The organism is Paenibacillus sp. J22P165, assembly GCF_059692015.1.
In genome coordinates this window covers 232893-254258 of sequence record NZ_JCAUAP010000007.1, presented here as the reverse complement: position 1 = coordinate 254258, position 21366 = coordinate 232893, and the positions used below count along the sequence as shown (strand labels likewise).

The window sequence follows — 21366 nt, the reverse complement described above, 5'->3', positions numbered from 1 at the left end:
GGGGAATGAATAAACGACTAATTGTCATTACATTTTGTATCGTCTTTGTCTTGGTGGTAGCTTTTCAATTAAAGGGCAGATTGCATCCACCGACGGAAGAAACTTTTAGTAAAAATGAAGTGCGGTATGGTGCTACGGGTTCAGATGTATATGAACTACAAGGCAGATTGAAGTTTATAGGCTTTTATAGTGGCGGCGTCGACGGTGATTATGGGTACAAGACATTAACAGCCGTGAAGCGATTCCAAGGTGAGTTTGGCATGAAGGTAGATGGGATTGTTGGTCCGAAAACGAAATTGAAGTTGTGGGAAGCAACGAAAAGCTGGAAGCCAACAGCGGCTGAGACAGGGAACAACGCTAACCAAGGTGCTAACAATAAGGGAACCGCAGGTTCTGATTCACAACCAGCTAATTTAACGCCATCCAATAATCTTGGATATTCCGAGCAAGATATCAATCTAATGGCGAATGCCGTCCATGGTGAAGCGCGCGGTGAGCCATTCATTGGGCAAGTTGCGGTAGCAGCCGTCATCTTAAACCGAGTGAAATCGGCAAGTTTCCCGAATACTGTATCTGGTGTTATTTTCCAACCTGGTGCTTTCACAGCCGTAGCCGATGGTCAAATATGGTTAACACCGGATGAATCATCCAAAAAAGCCGTAAAAGATGCCTTGAATGGCCTAGACCCTACAGGTGGTTGTATCTATTATTTTAATCCAGAAACAGCAACGTCCAAGTGGATTTGGACTCGAAAACAAATTAAAAAAATCGGTAAACACATTTTCTGTGTGTAATTTAAAGTTGGACAAGGAGAAGGGACCGGCATTGGTTGCTTCTCCTCTTCGTATAGGAATATAATGGATTTATTACACGGACATAGAAGGGAGACTGACCTTTGAAGCCTACTCAATTTGAGCGAAGCAGTTGGAAGCATATCCGAATGCATGTTTTGCCGACAGACCGTTTCAAAACATTTGCTATTTCTGTATACATAGGACGTCAACTAGATGAGGAGACGGTCACAAGTACCGCAGTAACACCTTTTATCCTTCGCAGAGGTACAGAGCTACGTCCTGAAACGAAGCAATTTCGGGAGTATTTAGATGATTTATACGGTGCAGGGTTTGGTTTTGATATCTATAAACGTGGCGACTATCAAATTGTTCAGTTACGAATGGATATTATCAATGATCGCTTCGTCAAATCAGCTCATTCCTTGTTGAAGCAAGGACTGGAATTTGTGGGAGAGACATTAACGCGCCCTGCATTAGAAGATCAGCATTTTCGTAATAAATATGTAGATGCCGAGAAGCAAACACTTCGGAAACGAATTGAATCCGTCATCAATGATAAAATCCGGTATGCGGCCGAACGTTGTATGGAAGAAATGTGCAGCGGGGAGCCATACCGACTTCATCCTTTAGGTAAAATTGAAGATCTCGACGGTATGAATGCGAAGCAGCTATACGAACAATATAAAGAATGGCTTCAAACCTCACCAATGGACATCTATGTCGTTGGTAACACAACGCTAAGCGAAGTAGAAGAAATTGTGAAGCAATCGTTCGCTATCGAGCGAAATGCGGATGTTGGCTATGTAACCTCGGCACCGCGCGGCGTGACAGGTGATGTGAAGACGATTGTTGAACGATTGGATGTTAATCAAGGTAAGTTGAACATGGGTCTACGCACGAACATTTCGTACAGTGATGAACAATATCCTGTTGCACTTATGTATAACGGTGTACTTGGTGGATATCCACATTCCAAACTATTTACCAATGTTCGTGAGAAAGCGAGTCTCGCGTATTATGCTTCTTCACGTTTTGATGGGCATAAAGGCATTTTAACAATTCAATCGGGTATTGAGATGGCGAACTATGAGAAAGCCGTTGATATCATTCGTAAACAATTGAAAGCGATGGAACAAGGAGAAATTACTGATATTGAATGGAGTCAAACGAGAGCTATGATTTCCAATCAATTACGTGAGATTCAAGATTCCGCCTTTGAGTTGATTTCCTTTGATTTTAATGCGATTTTGTCTGGGAAAGAACGTACGGTCGCAGGCCTGATCTCAGCGGTCGAACAAGTCGATATTCCTGCTATTGCAGAAGCGGCTAAACGAGTTCAATTGGACACGATATACTTTTTACGGGATCAGAAGGGGGAGTAGACCATGCAGAGTATTCCATATCCACATCTCGGCGAAACCATTTATCATGAAAAGCTTGATAATGGGCTGCATGTGTTCGTGTTACCCAAAGAAGGTTTCCAAAAAACGTATGCAACATTTACAACACAATATGGTTCTATTGATAACCATTTTCAAGTTCAAGGTAAAGATGAAGTGCGAGTACCGGATGGTATTGCGCATTTCTTAGAGCACAAAATGTTCGAGGAACCCGAGGGAGACATTTTTGCAACTTTTGCAACCAATGGTGCATCAGCTAATGCATTTACAAGCTTTGATCGGACGGCTTACTTATTTTCATCGACAGACCGCTATTTGGAAAATTTAACGACATTAATTAATTTCGTGCAAAATCCTTATTTTACTGACGAGAATGTTGAAAAGGAAAAAGGGATTATTGGGCAAGAAATTAAGATGTACGAGGACAATGCGGACTGGAGAAGCTATTATGGATTAATTGAATCCTTATATTCAAAGCATCCCATTCACATTGATATTGCGGGAACCGTTGCATCTATTGCCGAAATTACCAAAGAAACATTATATGAGTGTTACAACACGTTCTATCATCCGAGCAACATGAGTCTGTTCGTTGTAGGAGGCGTAGACCCGCAAGAGGTTATTAGCTTAGTTAAAGAGAATCAGGCTGCCAAAACGTTCCCGCCACAAGGCGAGATTCAAAGGTTCTTCCCTGAAGAGCCGGTCGAGGTCAAGGAATCCCGCAGGCTTATTTTACTTCCAGTTTCGCTGCCAAAATGCTTAATGGGCTTCAAGGAAACGGCCCCAGCAGTGACAGGCAAACCTCTATTGGTACGAGAACTGACAACGAAATTAATGTTAGATATTTTATTTAGCTCGAGCTCGGAAATGTATCAAACGCTTTACGATGATCAGCTTATTTCGGATAATTTTGGCCATGAATACAACTGTAGTGATGGTTACGCATTTTCCATTGTTGGCGGCGATACGAAGGATCCAGAACAATTAATTGCCAGAATCCGTGAAGAGGTTGAAAAAAGAAAAGCAAACGGGCTCGATGAGGTTACCTTCGAACGCAGTCGGAAGAAAAAGATTGGCAGCTTCCTACGAATGATGAATTCCCCTGAATCCATTGCAAATGAATATACCAAATATCGTTTTAAAGGGATCGATCTCTTTGATATTTTGCCGGTTTATGAGCAGCTAACTCTGGAAGATGTGAATCGTCGATTCCGTGAGCATTTTGATTGGAGTAAGCTCGCAGTATCTATTGTACAGAGTCGTGAAACAACGTGACGTTTGCAAAACCATTTAGTGAACAAACCGTATTAATTACCGGGGCAAGTAGGGGAATCGGTGCTGCGATTGCGCAACGATTTGCCGCGGTAGGCATGCAGATTGTGATTCATTATCGTGACTCACATGAAGCTGCAAATGAAATTGCTCGATCGTGTATGAAGCAAGGAGCAACTGTGTTAACCGTATCGGCGGATATTCAATCACATGAGCAAATTCTTAAAATGAAAGATAAGCTCGCTCAGATGAATATGATTCCGGACATCATCGTGAATAATGCAGGGATCTCTCATTATGGGATGCTCGCCGATGTGACGGAAGAGGATTGGGATCGCGTCATGAATGTTAATCTAAAAGGTTCTTTTCTTTGTACACAAGCATTTATGGCAGCAATGGTGCAACAAAAGTACGGGAGAATCATCAATGTTTCCTCGATATGGGGAATCTCAGGTGCGTCTTGTGAGGTATTATATTCAACAGCCAAGGGCGGCCTTAATGCCTTTACCAAAGCTTTGGCTAAAGAACTAGCTCCATCCGGTGTTACGGTGAATGCCGTAGCACCTGGGGCTGTCCAGACGGATATGATGGCTGGTTTTCAGGCTGAGGAACTCGATGCAATTACCAACGAAATTCCTGTTGGACGGCTTGCGTCACCGCATGAGGTAGCCTCTCTCGTTTATTTCTTAGCCCTACCTGAATCAGGTTATATTACAGGTCAAATCATCTCACCTAATGGAGGCTGGCTTACTTAGGGACAGGAATCCATGGCAATGAAGCCCACGCATAATTCCGTTTTGAGAAGCGCATATTACGTATGTAATGACCATTTCTCATAACTCAAAGGAGGCTTCTTACAATGGCTACTGTACTTAAGGTGTTCGACAAATGGAAAGAGTTTTTGGCTGAACGCGTGAGTCAGGCTGGACATGCAGGGATGAGTGATGAAACCATCTCCAAGCTGGCTTTTCAAATTGGGGAGTTCTTGGCAAACAAGGTTGATCCTCAAAATGAGCAAGAACGAGTTCTCAAAGAGTTGTGGGATGCTGGGGATGAACAGGAAAAGCATACTCTTGCTCGCCTCATGGTAAAATTAGTAGACAAAGGCTAATAACCGTTTTACAATTCAATAGGGTATGATGTGAAAGCCTCCTCTTTCGGAGGCTTTTGCATGCTTTATAAGCTGGAAAGGAATTATCACTTTATGCACAAAAAACGACTCATACTAATTTTAATCCTCTTATCATCTTTACTCGCAAGTTGCGGCAATCGCGGAATTCCCGCCATTAAACAAGAGCTTCTAGATCAGAAAATGTCTGTTCTCATGCTATCAAGTGCAGGGCTAACACCGCCCGCGAAAGAAGCCATAGGTCAAGCCCTTAAGAGCTGGCGAGATGCGAACTCAATCGCTTATGATTGGGTGAAAGATTTGAATGCGCTGGATGATAATGTGGTTTCAAAGTTGAAAACGAAATCATATGATTACATATATGTGGTTGGAAACGAGCTGTTCCCTTCAGCCAATGAAACGATGGCCTTAGGTCTATCTGCGAGCAAATGGACATTTTTGCAAAGTCAGCCGTTTGCAGGGGGAGGCGCAAGTACAGTGAACGAGCAAGCTGCTGTGCTCCAATTAGATCCGCAACAGATGGAAACGTTGAAGAACAACGCGTTACAGAATCTCGTTTTTCAAAATACAGTTATTGAATGGGTGACGCAACCTGATCGTCCGATCCCATCTGTATGGGCACCTTCAGAAGAAGCGGACCACATTGTGTTGCTAAACAACACGCAATGGTTTCAGCAATTGACTTTTCAAGTTCGTCAACATCACGCAACTTGGGTCGTCTTTTATAGCCCCGTTGAGGAAGATCAGCTTCAGAGAGCCAAAAACCTAGGTGTATCGGTATTGGATTATACGGGTGCGCTAACGGCTGATCTCAACTGGCAGCAAGTTTTGGATAACCGATTAGCGATGATGAAAACGCATGCTTGGCAAAAAGGTGTCCAAACTTATAATGCACAAGAGCTAAAAGAACTAAAAATGAAATAATGTCTGTCATGTGAGGTTTAAGAGAAGGAAATTGGCGGAATTTGTAGAAATTAATTAAACGGACATAAACTGAGTAGTTTAATTACAGATATGTGTGACAGAGATGATGATGAGGTGGAAGAATTGGACGTTAAAGAATGGTATATGGAGTATAAGATTCACAAGAACCGTCCGGGGTTATTAGGAGATATAGCTTCATTAATGGGGATGCTGGATATTAACATTGTGACGATTAATGGGGTTGAAGATCGTACACGTGGTATGCTTCTACAAACGAACGATGAAGAAAAAATTGATTTAATGGGTAAAATGTTGAGAAAAGTAGATAATATTACTATTACTGCTTTGAGACCCCCTAAATTAGTTGACATACTGGCTGTCCGTCATGGCAGGTACATTGAACGCGACTCCGATGATCGTAAGACGTTTCGGTTTACGCGAGACGAGTTAGGCTTATTAGTTGATTTTCTTGGTGAGATCTTTAAGCGCGAGGGTAATCAAGTTGTAGGACTACGTGGTATGCCTCGTGTTGGTAAAACGGAGTCAATTATCGCCGGCAGTGTATGCGCGAATAAGCGTTGGACCTTCGTATCTTCCACACTACTAAGACAAACAGTTCGCAGCCAGCTTTCTGAGGATGAAATGGCCCCAAACAATGTTTATATTATTGATGGGATTGTTTCGACGATTCGGTCCAATGAAAAGCATTACAGCCTTTTGCAAGAAATTATGGGTCTCCCTTCAACAAAAGTAATCGAGCATCCAGACATTTTTATTCGTGAATCGGAATACACCTATAATCATTTCGATTATATTATTGAGCTTCGGAATAGCCCGGATGAAGAAATTAACTATGATTCATTTACGTACACGTCCGAACCTTTTTAGCATTTCAAACGTCAATAACAGGATTCATAATTCCGTCGGGGAGGTGACCATATGTCTGACTTAGGCTATATTTTGCGCAAAACACGTCTGGAAAAAAAGATATCGCTGGATGATCTTCAGGAAGTAACCAAGATCCGCAAACGCTATCTAGAAGCGATAGAAGAAGGAAACTACAAGGTATTGCCTGGGAGCTTCTATGTGAGAGCTTTTATCAAAAGCTATGCGGAAGCCTTGGGACTTGATCCGAATGAAGTTCTGAATATGTATCAGTCGACGCTTCCAGCCCCTACGATTGAGAAGCCTGTTGTCGAAGCGATTCGTAAGAATAGATCAAGTGTTCGCAATACAGAAAAGATGAGCCGCTGGGCATCCAGCCTTATGTTTGTCTGTTTTATTTTGCTTATTTTCGGGATCGTTTACTACTATACCTACAAGAATTATAAGGGAACGCCAGCGGATGAGAAGCCAGCCCAAACGCAATCGCCGCGCATTACAGATTCGACGAATCCTTTGCCGAGCACATCGATGAATGCAACAGGGGATGGTAAAGCAACGGCTATCGCAACGCCGACGCCTACACCGGCTCCAACACCTACACCACCTGCGGTTCAAGTGAAATTCAGCGCTACGGAAAAGGGTGTAGATAACTACATCATTTCTGGAACGGGTAATTTAAATATCCAATTTAAAATAACTGGATCTTGTTGGATCGCTGTAAATGCTTTAACGCCTGAGGGTGAAAAGGGAGCTTTGCTGAGGCAGAAGCTGTATAACGCTGGCGACACGGATACATTTGATTTAGCAAGTTCAGCTTACTTAAATGTTGGCGCAGCTAGCGCGTTGCAGCTCATGGTCAATGGCACACTCGTTCCTGTTGGAGATACGCCGAATCCGAAGCGGGTTCAACTGAATTTGCAAAAAAGCTAGCAATTTGGCAGTTCCTGCGCTTTCCCGGGTAATTAAAATAGCTAGTAAGGGAAATATTCAAAGCCATTGGCGGTTGGATATTTCCTTTTTTATGTGTTCTTGCTATAATGCTAATGTAATTTGATGGAAGGGATGTTGGGATGTAGATGAGTTCAGAGAGTTCGTTTGATATTGTATCCAAAGTAGATATGCAAGAACTAAATAATGCGATTCAACAAGCGGAGAAAGAGATGTTAACCCGTTTTGACTTTAAAGGCAGTAAAAGCAGCATTAAACTAGACAAAGATCAGCTTGTTGTCACTTCAGATGATGAGTTTAAGCTTCAGAACGTCCTCGATATTATGCATGCAAAAATGACAAAGCGCGGAATCTCGATTAAAAATCTCGAATATTCCAAGGTAGAACCAGCCGCTGGTTCCACTGTAAGACAGAAGATCAGCATGAAACAAGGTGTTGATCAAGACAACTCCAAGAAAATTAACATATTGATTCGCGATTCAAAATTGAAGGTGAAAACTCAAATTCAAGGTGATCAAATCCGCGTAACTGGCAAGAGTCGTGACGATTTACAGGCCGTTATTGCTTTGCTTCGGAAAGCAGATATTCCCTTGGATTTGCAGTTTGTTAATATGAAATAAGCTGGAAAATAAGGTTCATGTACGGAAAACCCCCTGGATGCAGGGGGTTTTTACATTTTGACACCCCATTAGGCTTGTATTATACTGGTAGGGAGTGTTTTTTAGGACTATTGGAGGTTGTTTCTTTCATGACAGAAAAGGTTAAAGTAGTTACTCTCGGATGTGAGAAGAATTTGGTCGATTCCGAGATTATGTCTGGCTTAATTCATGGCCGTGGTTTTCAACTTGTTGATAACAAGGAAGATGCCACAGTCATTATCGTGAACACTTGCGGGTTCATTGATGCAGCAAAAGAAGAATCCGTAAATACAATTTTGGACATGGCAGAACTGAAACAAACGGCGAATCTCAAGGCACTTATTGTTTCGGGCTGTTTAACACAACGATACAAAAAGCAGTTAATGGATGAAATGCCTGAGATTGATGGCATTGTCGGTACGGGTGATTTTGATAAAATTAATCACATAGTGGATGAAGCGCTTAGAGGAAAGAAACCGGTTCTAGTAGGGAATCCGGTATTTAACTATGACGCTGACCTGCCAAGATTGATGACAACACCTCGTTATACGGCCTACGTGAAAATTGCGGAAGGCTGCGATAACGCTTGTACTTTCTGTTCTATTCCAATTATGCGTGGCAGCTTCAAAAGCAGAAGTATTGAATCTGTCGTTGCAGAAGTAGCGAATCTTGCCGCACAAGGGGTTAAAGAAGTCAGTTTAATCGCTCAAGATTCGACGAACTATGGTACAGATCTCTATGATCGCTTCATGCTGCCAACGTTGCTTAACAAAGTAAGTGAAGTTGAAGGTATTGAGTGGGTGCGACTGCACTATGCATACCCAGGCTTCTTCAGTGATGAACTGATTGAAGTGATGGCTACGAATCCTAAAGTGTGCAAATACATTGATATGCCTTTACAACATAGTGAAGATTCTATTCTTAAACGTATGCGCAGACCAGGTCGCCAGAAGGATACACGCGAACTCGTTCGTAAAATCCGTGAGTCCATTCCGGATGTTGCCTTGCGTACGTCACTAATTGTTGGTTTCCCAGGTGAAACTGAACAAGATTTTGAGAACTTGAAACAATTCGTGCGCGATGTTCAGTTCGATCGTCTTGGTGTGTTTGCTTACTCCAAGGAAGATGATACACCAGCAGCAAGACTGCCGGATCAAGTGCCGGATGATGTGAAAGAATACCGTGCTAATGCGATTATGGAAATTCAACGTGAAATTTCAAATATCCGTGGCGGTCGCCGAATCGGTCAAGAAATTGACGTGCTTATCGAAAGATATGATGGCAGAAGTGACGTTTACATCGGTCGTTCCCAATTTGACGCGCCTGAAATTGATGGTGAAGTATTCGTATCGAATGCGAAATTGAATATTGGTGAACTTGCGAAGGTTCGTATTACCCACTCCTATGAGTTTGACTTATCCGGGGAGGTAATTGCATGAACTTAGCTAACCGCATCACCGTAGCGAGAATTTTATTAGTACCTATTATCATGTTCTTTTTGTTGATTAAGGTAAAATTTCCTCAGATACGGATAGAGGAGTTTAGCATAACGTATAATCAAATTATTGCTGCTTTAATTTTTATTATTGCTGCGAGTACAGATAGCTTAGATGGTTACATTGCTAGGAAACGTAATCTTGTCACGAATTTGGGCAAATTGCTGGATCCTTTGGCAGACAAGCTGCTTGTTACCGCTGTACTTGTTTCATTAGTAGAAATGGATAAAGTTGATGCATGGATTGTTATTGTCATTATTAGCAGAGAATGGGCAGTAACTGGACTTCGTCAAATTGCCCTCTTAGAGGGTACTGTCATGGCGGCCAGCAAATGGGGTAAGGCGAAGACGGCGGCTCAGATTACAGCCATCATTGCACTGCTAATTAATAATTTTCCATTTACGTTTCTAGACTTTCCCTTTGATGTAATAGCGAGTTGGGCTGCAGCAATTATTACCGTTTATTCAGGTGTGGAATATTTTGTGAAAAATAAGCATGTCATAGATTTTTCGGAAAAATCATAATACAAACTGCCTCTATATGCGGTCGTTCGGTAACGAGCGATTACGTTAGAGGTTTTCTCAATTTAAGGAGGCTCCAGTCGATGAAAGCTGAAATCATTGCAGTAGGAACAGAGTTACTTCTTGGGCAAATCGTGAATACGAATGCACAGTTCTTATCCAGAGAATGTGCGGCACGAGGGATTGATATTTATTTTCAAACGGTTGTTGGGGATAATGAGCAGCGTTTGTTAGCAAGCCTTCAACTAGCAGCATCACGAGCTGATGTGGTGATATGTACAGGTGGTTTAGGGCCAACGCAAGATGATTTGACTAAGGATGTACTAGCGTCATTTACGGGGCGGAAATTGGTGCTTCACGAGCCATCCATGGATGCTATCACTGCGATGTTTACTTCAAGAGGGATACATATGGTAGAAAGCAATCGTCGACAAGCGCTTATGCTTGAAGGCAGCGATCCTTTACAAAATGATACGGGATTGGCAGTCGGAAATGCTCTTACCTTCGAAGGAACACATTTCGTGCTTTTACCTGGACCTCCCAAAGAAATGAAGCCAATGTTTACGAATTATGCGGTGCCTTGGCTGCAAAGTTTAATGACCGATGAAGTGCCGTTGTATTCTAAAATGCTGAAGTTTGCAGGAATCGGGGAGTCAAACCTGGAGCATCAACTTTTGGATTTGATTCAAGCGCAGTCAGACCCAACAATTGCCCCCTATGCCAAAGAAGGGGAAGTCACGATTCGTTTGACGACGCGTGCACATTCCGCTGCTGAAGGCGAACAGAAGTTAAAAGCGACTGAAGAGGAAATTAATCGTCGACTTGGTGAGTACCTTTACGCGGATCAAGACGTTCCCATCGAAACCACTGTTTTGCAGTTACTAGCAGCTAGTAAGCAAACGTTGGCAGTAGCTGAGAGTTGTACCGGAGGTTTACTTAGTGATCTCATTACCGCGGTGCCAGGCAGCTCAACATCTTTCTTAGGCGGTATTATCGTATATTCAAATGCTCTAAAACATAAGCTGCTCGGTGTACCGATGGAAGTTTTGGAGGGAGAAGGCGCTCCAGGAGCTGTTAGCAGCGAGACAGCAGTCATTTTAGCCGAACAACTGCTAGTTAGGACTGGTAGTGACTTTGGCATCTCGGTGACCGGTGTGGCGGGTCCAAGCCCGTCTGAAGGGAAGCCTGTCGGGCTTGTATATGTCGGATTAGCACAGAAAGAGAGAAAGACCGAGGTATTTACACTTCAGCTTTCTGGCAACAGAGAGTTTATCAAACAAAGAGCCGCTAAGCGTGCTCTCTATCAATTATGGAAACAGTTGAAAGAAAACTAGAAATCCTCTATAATTAGATTTAGTTGACGGAAGAACCGTAGCAAAGCGATAACTTTGTTACGGTTTTTTGTTTGTTCGCAAAATAAACGAATGTATGTTCGAAAAAATGCTTGGCAAACATGCCAAAACAAGTTATCATATACCTATAATGATAGAAGGAAGTGGTCGTTTTGTCAGATCGTCGTGCCGCACTTGATAACGCATTGCGTCAAATTGAGAAACAGTTCGGAAAAGGTTCCATCATGAAGCTAGGAGAATCAACGCATATGCAAGTTGAAACGATCTCCTCGGGCGCGCTTGCCCTGGATATCGCACTTGGAATAGGTGGATTCCCACGTGGTAGAATTATTGAAGTATACGGACCAGAGTCATCAGGTAAAACAACGGTAGCTCTACATGCAATCGCTGAAGTACAAAAAGTAGGTGGACAAGCTGCCTTTATCGATGCAGAACATGCGTTGGATCCTTCCTATGCAAGCAAGCTTGGTATTAATATAGATGAATTACTTCTTTCCCAGCCAGATACAGGGGAGCAAGCACTTGAGATCGCTGAAGCACTAGTTCGAAGCGGCGCGGTAGATATTATTGTTATTGACTCCGTTGCAGCACTAGTACCTAAAGCGGAGATTGAAGGCGACATGGGGGATTCTCACGTAGGTCTTCAAGCACGCTTGATGTCACAAGCACTGCGTAAACTTTCTGGTGCCATCAATAAATCTAAGGTTATTGCGATTTTCATCAACCAATTGCGTGAAAAAGTTGGCGTTATGTTCGGTAACCCTGAGACAACACCAGGTGGTCGTGCACTTAAGTTCTACTCATCCGTTCGTTTGGATGTTCGTCGTATTGAAACGATCAAACAAGGCAATGACATGGTTGGTAACCGTACGAGAATTAAGGTCGTTAAGAATAAAGTAGCACCTCCATTTAAACAAGCTGAAGTGGATATCATGTACGGCGAAGGTATCTCTCGTGAAGGCAGTATTATTGATATCGGGACTGAACTTGATATCGTAAATAAGAGCGGCGCTTGGTATTCCTATGAGGGTGAACGTCTTGGTCAAGGTCGTGAGAACGCGAAGCAATTCTTGAAAGATAACAAAGCGATCTCGGAAACGATTGAACTGAGAATTAGAGAAAACAGCAACCTGATTAAAGTGGTTGGTCCGAATTTAGATGAAGACGAAGATGAGTTGGAAACAGCTTTTGAATAGGTTTGAAATATAGGAATGAAGAAGCACCTTGACCTTGTGTTGGGGTGCTTTTTCTCCATTTGGGAGATTATTGATATGAAGCACGAAGAGGAAGAATTACAGGTTATCACGAAGGTTGAAAAACAAAAACAAGGTAGACATCGTTATAATATTTATCTGAATGAGGAATACGCTTTTTCTGTTCATGAAGATATTCTGATTAAGCACCGCTTGAACAAAGGTGAATCCCTCTATCAGCAAGCGATAGAAGCCATTATTTTGGATGAAGAGCGAAATTTGGCTTATGTGAAGGCACTCCATATGGTTGGCAGACGTCCGCATTCCCTCTCAGAGGTGAAACGCAAATTGAAAGAAAAGGGCTTTGAAGCACCTATTATCGAATGGGCGAGTGACAAACTTGTAGAAAATAAATACATTAATGACGAAGAATTCGCAAAGATGTGGACAGACAACCGAGTGATTGCTCAACGTAAAGGGCGTAATTTAATTCGACAAGAACTTCAACAAAAAGGGATTCATCAAGATGTCGTCAAAAGCACGATGGAGTCCATTAATCCGGAAGATGAGTACGATGGAGCTCTAAAAATAGCGCGGACAAAATGGAAGCAAACCTCAGGTAAATTGATGGATAGAAAGCGTAAGACTGGCGCATTTCTAATGCGAAGGGGCTATACAGGGTCTATAGTTACGAAGGTTTTGGGGTTAGTCAGCAATGAAACAGATGATGAGGAAATGGATTTTATAGAAGACGAGTTTAATGAAGGTTAATGGCATTAATTAATTATATATTTACTTAATGACATTAATTAATTATTGGTGGATTTTGGGTCTAAATAATCAACTCTTGGACATTCGCTTGACAAGCTTCTTCGACAAAAGATAAAATAACAGTGTATATTTTCATAATGTATTCAAAATCATACTAATTTCATTGATTTTGAGAGGGCAGCTGTAAAAACCGCCAATTTTTACACTGTTGATTATGGATTATTAGCACTATAGTGCCCTAACGCACTGTGCGCATTCATTTAAAAGCCATACTCTTACTTGGTAAAGGGTATGTATGACTAGTCAAACAATTGAATCGGATTAAAAAACCGAAGGTACCCCAGGCTAACACCTTGGAGAAACCAACGAGGAGGTGAACAAGATGACTGCCATCTGGATCGCGATCATTCTCGTTGTTGGAGCTGCATGCTTAGGGATTGGTTATTTTATCCGTAAATCTCTTGCAGAAGCGAAAATTTCCAGTGCTGAAACAGCCGCTGAGCAGATAAGAGAATCTGCCAAAAAGGAAGCAGAAGCACTGAAAAAAGAAACGGTTCTGGAAGCAAAGGACGAAGTCCACAAACTAAGGTCCGAAGCTGAAAAAGACATTCGTGAACGTCGGAATGAAATTCAACGACAAGAAAGACGATTGTTGCAAAAAGAGGAATCGCTGGATAAAAAATTAGAGTCTCTCGAGCGTAAAGAAGAGTTAGTAGCCAACAAAGAGAAGCGAATCGAGGATACACAAACCCAAATTGATCAGTTGTATAAAAGCCAAGTTTCCGAATTGGAACGAATTTCTGGTCTTACAATGGAAGAAGCGAAGAGCATCATTCTTACTAATGTAGAGCAAGAAGTTCGCCATGAAACAGCACAACTTATCAAAGAGATCGAACAACAAGCCAAAGAAGAAGGCGATAAGAAAGCGCGTGAGATCATCACACTTGCTATTCAGCGTTGTGCTGCAGATCACGTAGCTGAGACTACGGTATCCGTTGTCTCGTTGCCTAATGAAGAAATGAAAGGCCGTATTATCGGTCGTGAAGGTAGAAATATCCGTGCTTTGGAAACATTGACTGGTATTGATCTCATTATTGATGATACACCTGAAGCAGTAATCTTATCAGGATTTGACCCAATCCGTCGTGAAATTGCTCGCACATCACTTGAGAAACTTGTGGCGGATGGACGTATTCATCCTGCACGTATCGAAGAGATGGTTGAGAAGTCCCGTAAAGAAGTGGACGAACGTATCCGCGAATATGGGGAGCAAGCGACGTTTGAAGTTGGGGTACACGGATTGCATCCTGACTTGATCAAAATTTTGGGGCGCCTGAAGTTCAGAACAAGTTACGGTCAAAACGTATTGAAACATTCCATGGAAGTAGCGTATCTGGCTGGTTTAATGGCCGGAGAGCTCGGGGTAGACGTAACTTTGGCGAAACGTGCCGGGCTGCTTCATGACATTGGTAAAGCATTAGACCATGAAGTTGAAGGGTCTCACGTCGAAATCGGTGTTGAGATTGGCAAGAAATACAAAGAGCATCCAATCGTTATTAACAGTATTGCTTCACATCACGGTGACGTGGAAGCAACCTCTGTTATTGCCATGCTAGTCGGTGCTGCAGATGCATTGTCAGCAGCGAGACCTGGTGCTCGTAGAGAAACGCTAGAAACGTATATCAAGCGTCTTGAGAAGCTGGAAGAGATTTCAGAATCATTTGAAGGTGTTGAGAAATCATACGCCATTCAAGCAGGTCGTGAAGTTCGTGTCATGGTGCAGCCAGAGAAAGTGGATGACACTGAAGCGTTCCGTTTAGCCCGTGATATTACGAAGAAAATCGAGGGTGAACTCGATTATCCAGGACATATTAAGGTTACGGTCATTCGTGAGACAAGAGCAGTTGAATACGCTAAATAAGAATCAGATGCGAAAAGTGGCTATTATAGCCACTTTTCCTTATTTTCAAGGCCGAATAGAGATCATCATCAAGGTAACTTAAACTTGGATGTATTCGGTCATATAAAGGAGCTAGTTTTACGTTATGAAAATTGTGTTTATCGGTGACATCGTAGGTTCTGTTGGAAGAAAAGCTTTGAAAAATATCATGCCAAGATTAAAGCAATTACATCCCCATGCGGTGTTCATTGCTAACGGGGAGAATGCTGCCGCGGGCAAAGGAATTACAGCAGCCATTGCCAAAGAAATATATGAAATGGGCATTCAGGCGATTACAATGGGAAATCACACATGGGATCAGAAGGAAATCTTCGATTTTATTGATCGAGACGATAAAATGGTTCGACCTGCGAACTTCCCGCCAGGAACTCCTGGTAAGGGGCATACCGTAATCAAAGTGAAGGATCAAGAACTTCTTATTATTAATTTACAAGGACGAACATTCTTGCCACCTATCGATTGTCCATTCCGTAAAGTGGATGAAATTTTGGAAGGCGATAAGAAAAAACATAAATTTGTATTTGTTGATTTTCACGCGGAAGCGACTTCGGAGAAAATTGCTATGGGGTGGCATTTGGATGGCAGAGTGTCTGCGGTCGTAGGAACGCATACACACGTACAAACGAATGATAACCGTGTATTGCCTCAAGGAACAGCTTATGTGACGGATGTGGGGATGGTAGGGCCTCGTGATGGCATTCTTGGGGTAGAACGTAATGCCGTGCTCCAGAAGTTTAAAACACAGCTTCCTGTTCGTTTCATTACGGATGAGGGGAAATGGCATTTCCATGCGGTTGTCATTGAATTAAACGATCAGACAGGACTTGCGAAGGGCATTAACTTAATTCGTTATGATGAAGATCAAGTATTCATGGACTAATTACTAGCTGGAATGTGGCATCAGTAATAATGGGCGAAGTAGCATGTTTAGTCAACCTTGCGAATAAGATGGGTATTGGAAGCTATCCATCATTTCCGAGGAGGTACTATTCATGGATGTGTTAAAAGTTTCAGCAAAATCCAATCCAAACTCCGTAGCAGGTGCATTGGCAGGCGTATTGCGTGAGCGTGGAGCCGCTGAGCTTCAAGCGATAGGTGCAGGCGCATTGAACCAAGCCATCAAAGCAGTAGCTATCGCAAGAGGATTTGTGGCGCCTAGTGGAGTCGACTTAATATGTGTACCAGCCTTCACGGATATCGTTATTGATGGGGAGGACCGGACAGCTATTAAATTGATTGTCGAGCCTCGGTAGACGGTAAGGCAACTGTATAAGTGTTGACTTTCATGACTGACAACCAGTTCAAAAGAAATGTTATCACAGTACCTATGAAACCTCTGTATAGAGGTTTTTGTGCTGTCTAGACACTTAATTTCGATCTAGAGAGGCGGTTATTTAAATGAAGATTGTGGATGGACACTGTGATGCATTAACGAAGTTATATCAGCAAACCAAGCTTGATTTTAATCAGGATGTGTTAGAGTTGGATGTAAGTTTCCCGAAGTTGCAGAAGTCTGGAGTAAAAGTGCAATTTTTTGCAATTTATCTCTCGGAATCCATCCCCAATCCAAGTTTTGATCACGTCTTACAAATGATAGATATCTTTCATCAGAAGGTTACAAGCCATCCGCAAATGAGATTCATTCAATCCGCTTCAGACTGGTTAGCCATAGAGCAGACCGAGGAGATAGGAGCTGTATTGACATTAGAAGGGATGGATGCGCTAGCTGGCAATTTTACATACTTACGCATTCTTTATCATTTAGGCGTTCGTTGTGCTGGACTCACTTGGAACTACGCGAATTGGGCAGCTGATGGCATCATGGAGCAAAGAAAAGGTGGTTTTACAAAAAAAGGGAAGCTCATGTTAAAAGAAATCGAAAGTATGGGTATAATAGTCGATGTGTCCCATCTTTCCGTTGCAGGATTCTGGGAGCTCGTTGAGATGTACAAGAAACCGTTTATAGCTTCACACTCAAACGCCTATCATCTATGTCCTCATCCAAGAAATTTATCAGATGATCAAATCAAAACTATCATTCAATGTAAAGGATTGATGGGGATTACGTTTGTTCCTTACTTTCTGGATAACGCCAAATCGACAGTTCAGATCTCTTCGATACTGAAACACATCGATCATATCTGTGCATTAGGCGGAGAGTCCCATGTCGGGTTTGGCTCTGATTTTGATGGAATCGAACAATGGGTAAAAGATTTAAGACATGTTGGAGATTACGGAAATATTATAGAAGCTTTGTGTAAAAACTATACGGAGTCGCAGGTGGAGGCGTTTTTGTATGGGAATTGGCGGAATTTTATGTTGCGGAACCTTCCGCAATGAATAACTGAGAATCAATCTAATATTGATATGGATACAATCTAAAAACTCTATCTTTTAGAAACGTTGAAACCTCTTGCAATTTACTCTGTAAAGGCATAGAATTTGGATGACAAGTGAAAGAATTTTTTTATTGAACATCTTAAATTACTAAACAATCAGCTTATCAAATTTTCTTCACGCAGCTACAATCAAAAGGAGTGGACGTACGGTGATTAGTCAGTTATCTTGGAAAATCGGAGGTCAGCAGGGTGAAGGGGTCGAAAGTACAGACCGCATTTTCTCTACTGCATTGAACCGTCTCGGTTACTATTTGTATGGGTACCGTCATTTCTCTTCACGGATTAAGGGGGGACATACAAATAACAAGATTCGCATCAGCACCAAACCGATTCGCGCAATTTCAGACGATTTAGATATTCTTGTTGCTTTTGACCAAGAAAGTATCGATTTCAACGCACACGAACTTCGCGACAATGGTGTTATCGTTGCGGATGCTAAATTTAACCCAGTTTTACCTGAAGGAATCAAAGCTAGATTGTTCCCAGTGCCGATTACTGCAATCGCAGAGGAATTAGGAACGTCCCTATTTAAGAACATGGCCGCGTCAGGCGCTTCATGGGCTCTACTTGGCTTGCCGATTGACGTGTTTAATAAAGCAGTTGAAGAAGAATTTGGCCGTAAAGGTGCTGCGGTTGTTGAGAAGAACATTGAAGCAGTTCGTAAAGGTGCAGAATCTGTACTTGAACTTGCTGGTGGACCTATCGCTGACTTCCAACTTGAGCCTGCTGACGGACAACAAAAATTGTTCATGATCGGTAACGATGCAATCGCTCTTGGAGCAGTTGCTGCAGGTTGCCGCTTCATGCCAGCTTATCCGATTACACCAGCATCTGAAGTAATGGAATACTTGCAAAAAGTACTTCCTAAATTGGGTGGAACTGTTATCCAAACGGAAGATGAAATTGCAGCATGTACAATGGCAATCGGTGCTAACTACGCAGGTGCTCGTGCGCTTACAGCTTCTGCAGGTCCTGGTTTGTCCCTAATGATGGAAGCTATCGGTCTTGCAGGTATGACAGAGACTCCTGTCGTAATCGTTGATACGCAACGTGGTGGTCCAAGTACAGGTCTACCAACGAAACAAGAGCAATCTGACTTAAACGCAATGGTATACGGAACTCACGGTGAGATCCCGAAAATCGTTCTTTCTCCTAGCACGATTGAAGAGTGCTTCTACGATACGATTGAGGCTTTCAACCTAGCTGAGCAATACCAAGTTCCTGTTATTTTGATGACAGATCTTCAGCTATCTCTTGGTAAACAATCCGCAGAGATGCTAGATTACAACCGTATCGTGATTGACCGCGGTACGTTAGTAACTGAAGCTCCTGAGCAAGAGCCTAATCAACTTTTCAAACGTTATGAGTTCACTGAAAAAGGTGTTTCACCACGTGTAATTCCAGGGGTTAAAAATGGTATTCATCACGTAACAGGTGTAGAGCATGACCAAACGGGTCGTCCTTCAGAAAGCACTGAAAACCGTCAACGTATGATGGATAAGCGTCTTGAGAAATTGAAACACATTCAAGTTACGGATGCTATCAAATTTGATGCTCCTCATGAGAATCCAGATCTACTTATCATTGGTATGGGTTCAACAGGTGGAACAATTGACGAAGCAAGAAGTCGTGTTGAATTGGAAGGTATCAAAACCAACCATGCAACTGTACGCTTGATTCATCCATTCCCAGCTGACCAACTTCGCCCGCTTGTTGAAAAAGCGAAACAAGTTATCGTTGTTGAAAACAACGCAACAGGTCAATTGGCTGATCAAATTAAATTGCATGTTGGCCACGCAGATAAAATCAAGAACGTACTTAAATATAACGGTAACCCATTCTTACCAGCAGAAATTGAACAAAAATGTAAGGAGTTGACTTTAGCATGGCAACATTAAAAGACTTTCGTAACAATGTAAAGCCTAACTGGTGTCCTGGATGCGGAGATTTCTCCGTACAAGCGGCAATTCAACGTGCTTCAGCTAACGTTGGATTGGAGCCAGAAAACTTAGCAATCGTTTCAGGTATCGGATGTTCTGGACGTATCTCTGGTTACATCAATGCATACGGATTCCACGGTATTCACGGAAGATCCCTGCCAATCGCACAAGGCGTGAAAATGGCTAACCGCGATTTGACAGTTATTGCTTCAGGTGGAGACGGAGACGGCTTTGCAATTGGTATGGGGCACACTGTTCATGCTATTCGTCGTAACATTGATGTGACTTACATCGTTATGGACAACCAAATCTACGGTTTGACAAAAGGTCAAGCATCTCCACGTAGTGCGGAAGGCTTCAAAACGAAAAGCGTACCATCAGGTACAATTGAGTCAGCAATTTCACCACTAGAAATTGCAATGGCTGCTGGCGCATCTTTCGTAGCACAATCGTTCTCCAGTAACTTGAAACAGTTAACAGCTGTTATCGAAGCTGGTTTGAACCACAAAGGTTTCTCTTTGATCAACGTATTCAGCCCATGTGTAACTTTCAATAAAGTAAACACCTATGACTGGTTCAAAGAGAATATCGTAGATTTGGATGAGATTCCAGATTACGACTACACCAATCGTGTAATGGCGATGACGAAAATCATGGAAACAAACTCCATGCTAACGGGCATCATCTACCAAAACAAAGATAAAAAGAGCTATGAAGATTCCATTCCTAGCTTTGCTAAAGAAGGTCTTACTAAACAAGATCTTAAGCTTTCCGAGGCTGACTTCAGCAAATTGCTTACAGAGTTCAAATAAACAATTTCCGACGAAGGCATACGGTGAAATCCCGTATGCCTTTTTTGTTGAGCGGCAATACTGAAATTTATGACATGATGAGAGGAAGTTTTGACCATGCCCATGATTCCTATTGGAGTTTCTGCAAGACATATACATTTGTCCCAAACGGACTTAGTAACACTCTTTGGTGAAGGTTATGAGCTTTCTGTATTCAAAGATCTTTCACAGCCAGGGCAATACGCGGCGCAAGAAACGGTGGCGATCATTGGTCCTAAAGGTCAATTTGAAAAAGTTAGGATTCTGGGTCCAGTACGTCCACAAACACAAATTGAGGTTTCACGCACAGATGCATTCTCGTTGGGCATTCATCCGCCGGTACGAGAATCGGGGCAAATTGAAGACACACCTGGCTTACGCGTTATCGGTCCCAAAGGCGAAGTTAATTTAGAAAAGGGCGTTATCGTAGCTGCGAGACATATCCATTTCCATACTTCCGATGCGAAGCAATGGGGGATACAGGATAAACAACTTCTTCGAGTGAAATTACGCGGAGAACGTCCATTGATTTTTGAAGATGTGATAGCACGTGTATCGGACCAGTTTGCATTGGATATGCATATTGATACGGATGAAGGTAATGCAGCGGGCGTTAAAACTGGGGATGAAGCAGAACTTCTACATTAAAGATTAATGATATTAATTATTAGTCAGATTAATTATGTACGTAATGCAAATTTAAAAAACATCCTTATGACAGTCATGTGTTAAGGATGTTTTTTATTTGCATTTTTTTCATGAAAATTACGTTATGATGTAAGAATTGCATAATTTCGAGTTATTTCGACGAAAGATATAGTGGCTGTATGTAAATCATGGTAAGATAGTTTTCTACAGAACCAATGACTCCTGTGATTTGACATTATTATTGCCTATAGTTAGGAGACAACTTC

21 protein-coding genes are annotated in these 21366 nt (G+C 42.2%); all 21 read left to right on the top strand.

The features are described 5' to 3' along the window. The first annotated feature begins 5 nt into the window (after positions 1-5). On the top strand, positions 6-794 hold the full coding sequence (sleB, locus tag AC58QM_RS18550; protein ID WP_497286391.1) for a spore cortex-lytic enzyme: 789 nt from the start codon (positions 6-8) through the stop codon (positions 792-794). Positions 795-895: 101 nt separating this feature from the next. Continuing rightward, positions 896-2176, top strand: a complete 1281-nt coding sequence (gene yfmF, locus AC58QM_RS18545; RefSeq protein ID WP_497286390.1) for an EF-P 5-aminopentanol modification-associated protein YfmF — start codon at positions 896-898, stop codon at positions 2174-2176. Between the two features lie 3 nt (positions 2177-2179). Continuing rightward, positions 2180-3469: an EF-P 5-aminopentanol modification-associated protein YfmH gene (gene yfmH / locus AC58QM_RS18540; protein ID WP_497286389.1), complete on the top strand. Its 1290-nt coding sequence runs from the start codon at positions 2180-2182 to the stop codon at positions 3467-3469. Further along, positions 3466-4221, top strand: coding sequence for an elongation factor P 5-aminopentanone reductase (gene ymfI, locus AC58QM_RS18535; protein WP_497286388.1), 756 nt, complete (start codon positions 3466-3468; stop codon positions 4219-4221). The genes yfmH and ymfI overlap by 4 nt, the downstream gene beginning before the upstream one ends. Positions 4222-4325: 104 nt before the next feature. After that, positions 4326-4577: a DUF3243 domain-containing protein gene (locus tag AC58QM_RS18530; protein ID WP_068662524.1), complete on the top strand. Its 252-nt coding sequence runs from the start codon at positions 4326-4328 to the stop codon at positions 4575-4577. Between the two features lie 60 nt (positions 4578-4637). Then, positions 4638-5519, top strand: coding sequence for a hypothetical protein (locus AC58QM_RS18525; RefSeq protein WP_497286387.1), 882 nt, complete (start codon positions 4638-4640; stop codon positions 5517-5519). A 144-nt stretch (positions 5520-5663) separates the two neighbouring features. Further along, complete coding sequence (locus AC58QM_RS18520; RefSeq protein ID WP_397341162.1) at positions 5664-6407, top strand: DUF3388 domain-containing protein; 744 nt, start codon at positions 5664-5666, stop codon at positions 6405-6407. A gap of 51 nt (positions 6408-6458) precedes the next feature. Beyond that, positions 6459-7334 carry a helix-turn-helix domain-containing protein gene (locus AC58QM_RS18515; protein ID WP_497286386.1) on the top strand — a complete coding sequence of 292 codons (876 nt, stop codon included), beginning with the start codon at positions 6459-6461 and terminating at the stop codon, positions 7332-7334. A 146-nt stretch (positions 7335-7480) separates the two neighbouring features. Then, entirely contained in the window at positions 7481-7972 is a 492-nt protein-coding gene (locus tag AC58QM_RS18510) for a YajQ family cyclic di-GMP-binding protein (RefSeq protein WP_056625112.1), read from the top strand. A gap of 128 nt (positions 7973-8100) precedes the next feature. Then, a complete protein-coding gene (gene rimO / locus AC58QM_RS18505; protein WP_497286385.1) occupies positions 8101-9429 on the top strand; it encodes a 30S ribosomal protein S12 methylthiotransferase RimO in 1329 nt (442 codons plus the stop codon). Beyond that, the gene (gene pgsA / locus AC58QM_RS18500; RefSeq protein WP_056625118.1) at positions 9426-10010 is read left to right on the top strand and encodes a CDP-diacylglycerol--glycerol-3-phosphate 3-phosphatidyltransferase; all 585 of its coding nucleotides are present in this window, start codon (positions 9426-9428) and stop codon (positions 10008-10010) included. The genes rimO and pgsA overlap by 4 nt, the downstream gene beginning before the upstream one ends. Before the next feature lie 80 nt (positions 10011-10090). Next, entirely contained in the window at positions 10091-11341 is a 1251-nt protein-coding gene (locus AC58QM_RS18495) for a competence/damage-inducible protein A (RefSeq protein WP_497286384.1), read from the top strand. Between the two features lie 170 nt (positions 11342-11511). After that, positions 11512-12555, top strand: a complete 1044-nt coding sequence (gene recA / locus AC58QM_RS18490) for a recombinase RecA (protein WP_497286383.1) — start codon at positions 11512-11514, stop codon at positions 12553-12555. Between the two features lie 75 nt (positions 12556-12630). Then, complete coding sequence (locus tag AC58QM_RS18485) at positions 12631-13323, top strand: regulatory protein RecX (RefSeq protein WP_497286382.1); 693 nt, start codon at positions 12631-12633, stop codon at positions 13321-13323. Positions 13324-13705: 382 nt separating this feature from the next. Further along, a complete protein-coding gene (rny, locus tag AC58QM_RS18480) occupies positions 13706-15244 on the top strand; it encodes a ribonuclease Y (protein ID WP_028558347.1) in 1539 nt (512 codons plus the stop codon). Positions 15245-15368: 124 nt separating this feature from the next. Then, on the top strand, positions 15369-16163 hold the full coding sequence (locus tag AC58QM_RS18475) for a TIGR00282 family metallophosphoesterase (protein WP_497286381.1): 795 nt from the start codon (positions 15369-15371) through the stop codon (positions 16161-16163). Positions 16164-16275: 112 nt separating this feature from the next. After that, positions 16276-16536, top strand: a complete 261-nt coding sequence (locus AC58QM_RS18470) for a stage V sporulation protein S (RefSeq protein ID WP_028558349.1) — start codon at positions 16276-16278, stop codon at positions 16534-16536. A gap of 145 nt (positions 16537-16681) precedes the next feature. Continuing rightward, entirely contained in the window at positions 16682-17623 is a 942-nt protein-coding gene (locus AC58QM_RS18465; RefSeq protein ID WP_497286380.1) for a dipeptidase, read from the top strand. Positions 17624-17831: 208 nt separating this feature from the next. Then, positions 17832-19580: a 2-oxoacid:acceptor oxidoreductase subunit alpha gene (locus tag AC58QM_RS18460; protein WP_497286379.1), complete on the top strand. Its 1749-nt coding sequence runs from the start codon at positions 17832-17834 to the stop codon at positions 19578-19580. After that, a complete protein-coding gene (locus tag AC58QM_RS18455) occupies positions 19568-20434 on the top strand; it encodes a 2-oxoacid:ferredoxin oxidoreductase subunit beta (protein WP_057315638.1) in 867 nt (288 codons plus the stop codon). Before AC58QM_RS18460 ends, AC58QM_RS18455 begins: the two co-directional genes overlap by 13 nt. Before the next feature lie 96 nt (positions 20435-20530). Continuing rightward, a complete protein-coding gene (gene pduL, locus AC58QM_RS18450; RefSeq protein WP_497286378.1) occupies positions 20531-21100 on the top strand; it encodes a phosphate propanoyltransferase in 570 nt (189 codons plus the stop codon). Positions 21101-21366: the final 266 nt, after the last annotated feature.

Excerpts from the sequence above, each read along its gene's own strand:
- sleB (WP_497286391.1), top strand. The coding sequence starts at position 6 with ATGAATAAACGACTAATTGTCATTACATTTTGTATCGTCTTTGTCTTG.
- yfmH (WP_497286389.1), top strand. The coding sequence starts at position 2,180 with ATGCAGAGTATTCCATATCCACATCTCGGCGAAACCATTTATCATGAA.
- AC58QM_RS18530 (WP_068662524.1), top strand. The coding sequence starts at position 4,326 with ATGGCTACTGTACTTAAGGTGTTCGACAAATGGAAAGAGTTTTTGGCT.
- AC58QM_RS18525 (WP_497286387.1), top strand. The coding sequence starts at position 4,638 with ATGCTTTATAAGCTGGAAAGGAATTATCACTTTATGCACAAAAAACGA.
- AC58QM_RS18520 (WP_397341162.1), top strand. The coding sequence starts at position 5,664 with ATGGAGTATAAGATTCACAAGAACCGTCCGGGGTTATTAGGAGATATA.
- AC58QM_RS18515 (WP_497286386.1), top strand. The coding sequence starts at position 6,459 with ATGTCTGACTTAGGCTATATTTTGCGCAAAACACGTCTGGAAAAAAAG.
- AC58QM_RS18510 (WP_056625112.1), top strand. The coding sequence starts at position 7,481 with ATGAGTTCAGAGAGTTCGTTTGATATTGTATCCAAAGTAGATATGCAA.
- rimO (WP_497286385.1), top strand. The coding sequence starts at position 8,101 with ATGACAGAAAAGGTTAAAGTAGTTACTCTCGGATGTGAGAAGAATTTG.
- pgsA (WP_056625118.1), top strand. The coding sequence starts at position 9,426 with ATGAACTTAGCTAACCGCATCACCGTAGCGAGAATTTTATTAGTACCT.
- AC58QM_RS18495 (WP_497286384.1), top strand. The coding sequence starts at position 10,091 with ATGAAAGCTGAAATCATTGCAGTAGGAACAGAGTTACTTCTTGGGCAA.
- AC58QM_RS18485 (WP_497286382.1), top strand. The coding sequence starts at position 12,631 with ATGAAGCACGAAGAGGAAGAATTACAGGTTATCACGAAGGTTGAAAAA.
- rny (WP_028558347.1), top strand. The coding sequence starts at position 13,706 with ATGACTGCCATCTGGATCGCGATCATTCTCGTTGTTGGAGCTGCATGC.
- AC58QM_RS18475 (WP_497286381.1), top strand. The coding sequence starts at position 15,369 with ATGAAAATTGTGTTTATCGGTGACATCGTAGGTTCTGTTGGAAGAAAA.
- AC58QM_RS18470 (WP_028558349.1), top strand. The coding sequence starts at position 16,276 with ATGGATGTGTTAAAAGTTTCAGCAAAATCCAATCCAAACTCCGTAGCA.
- AC58QM_RS18465 (WP_497286380.1), top strand. The coding sequence starts at position 16,682 with ATGAAGATTGTGGATGGACACTGTGATGCATTAACGAAGTTATATCAG.
- AC58QM_RS18455 (WP_057315638.1), top strand. The coding sequence starts at position 19,568 with ATGGCAACATTAAAAGACTTTCGTAACAATGTAAAGCCTAACTGGTGT.
- pduL (WP_497286378.1), top strand. The coding sequence starts at position 20,531 with ATGCCCATGATTCCTATTGGAGTTTCTGCAAGACATATACATTTGTCC.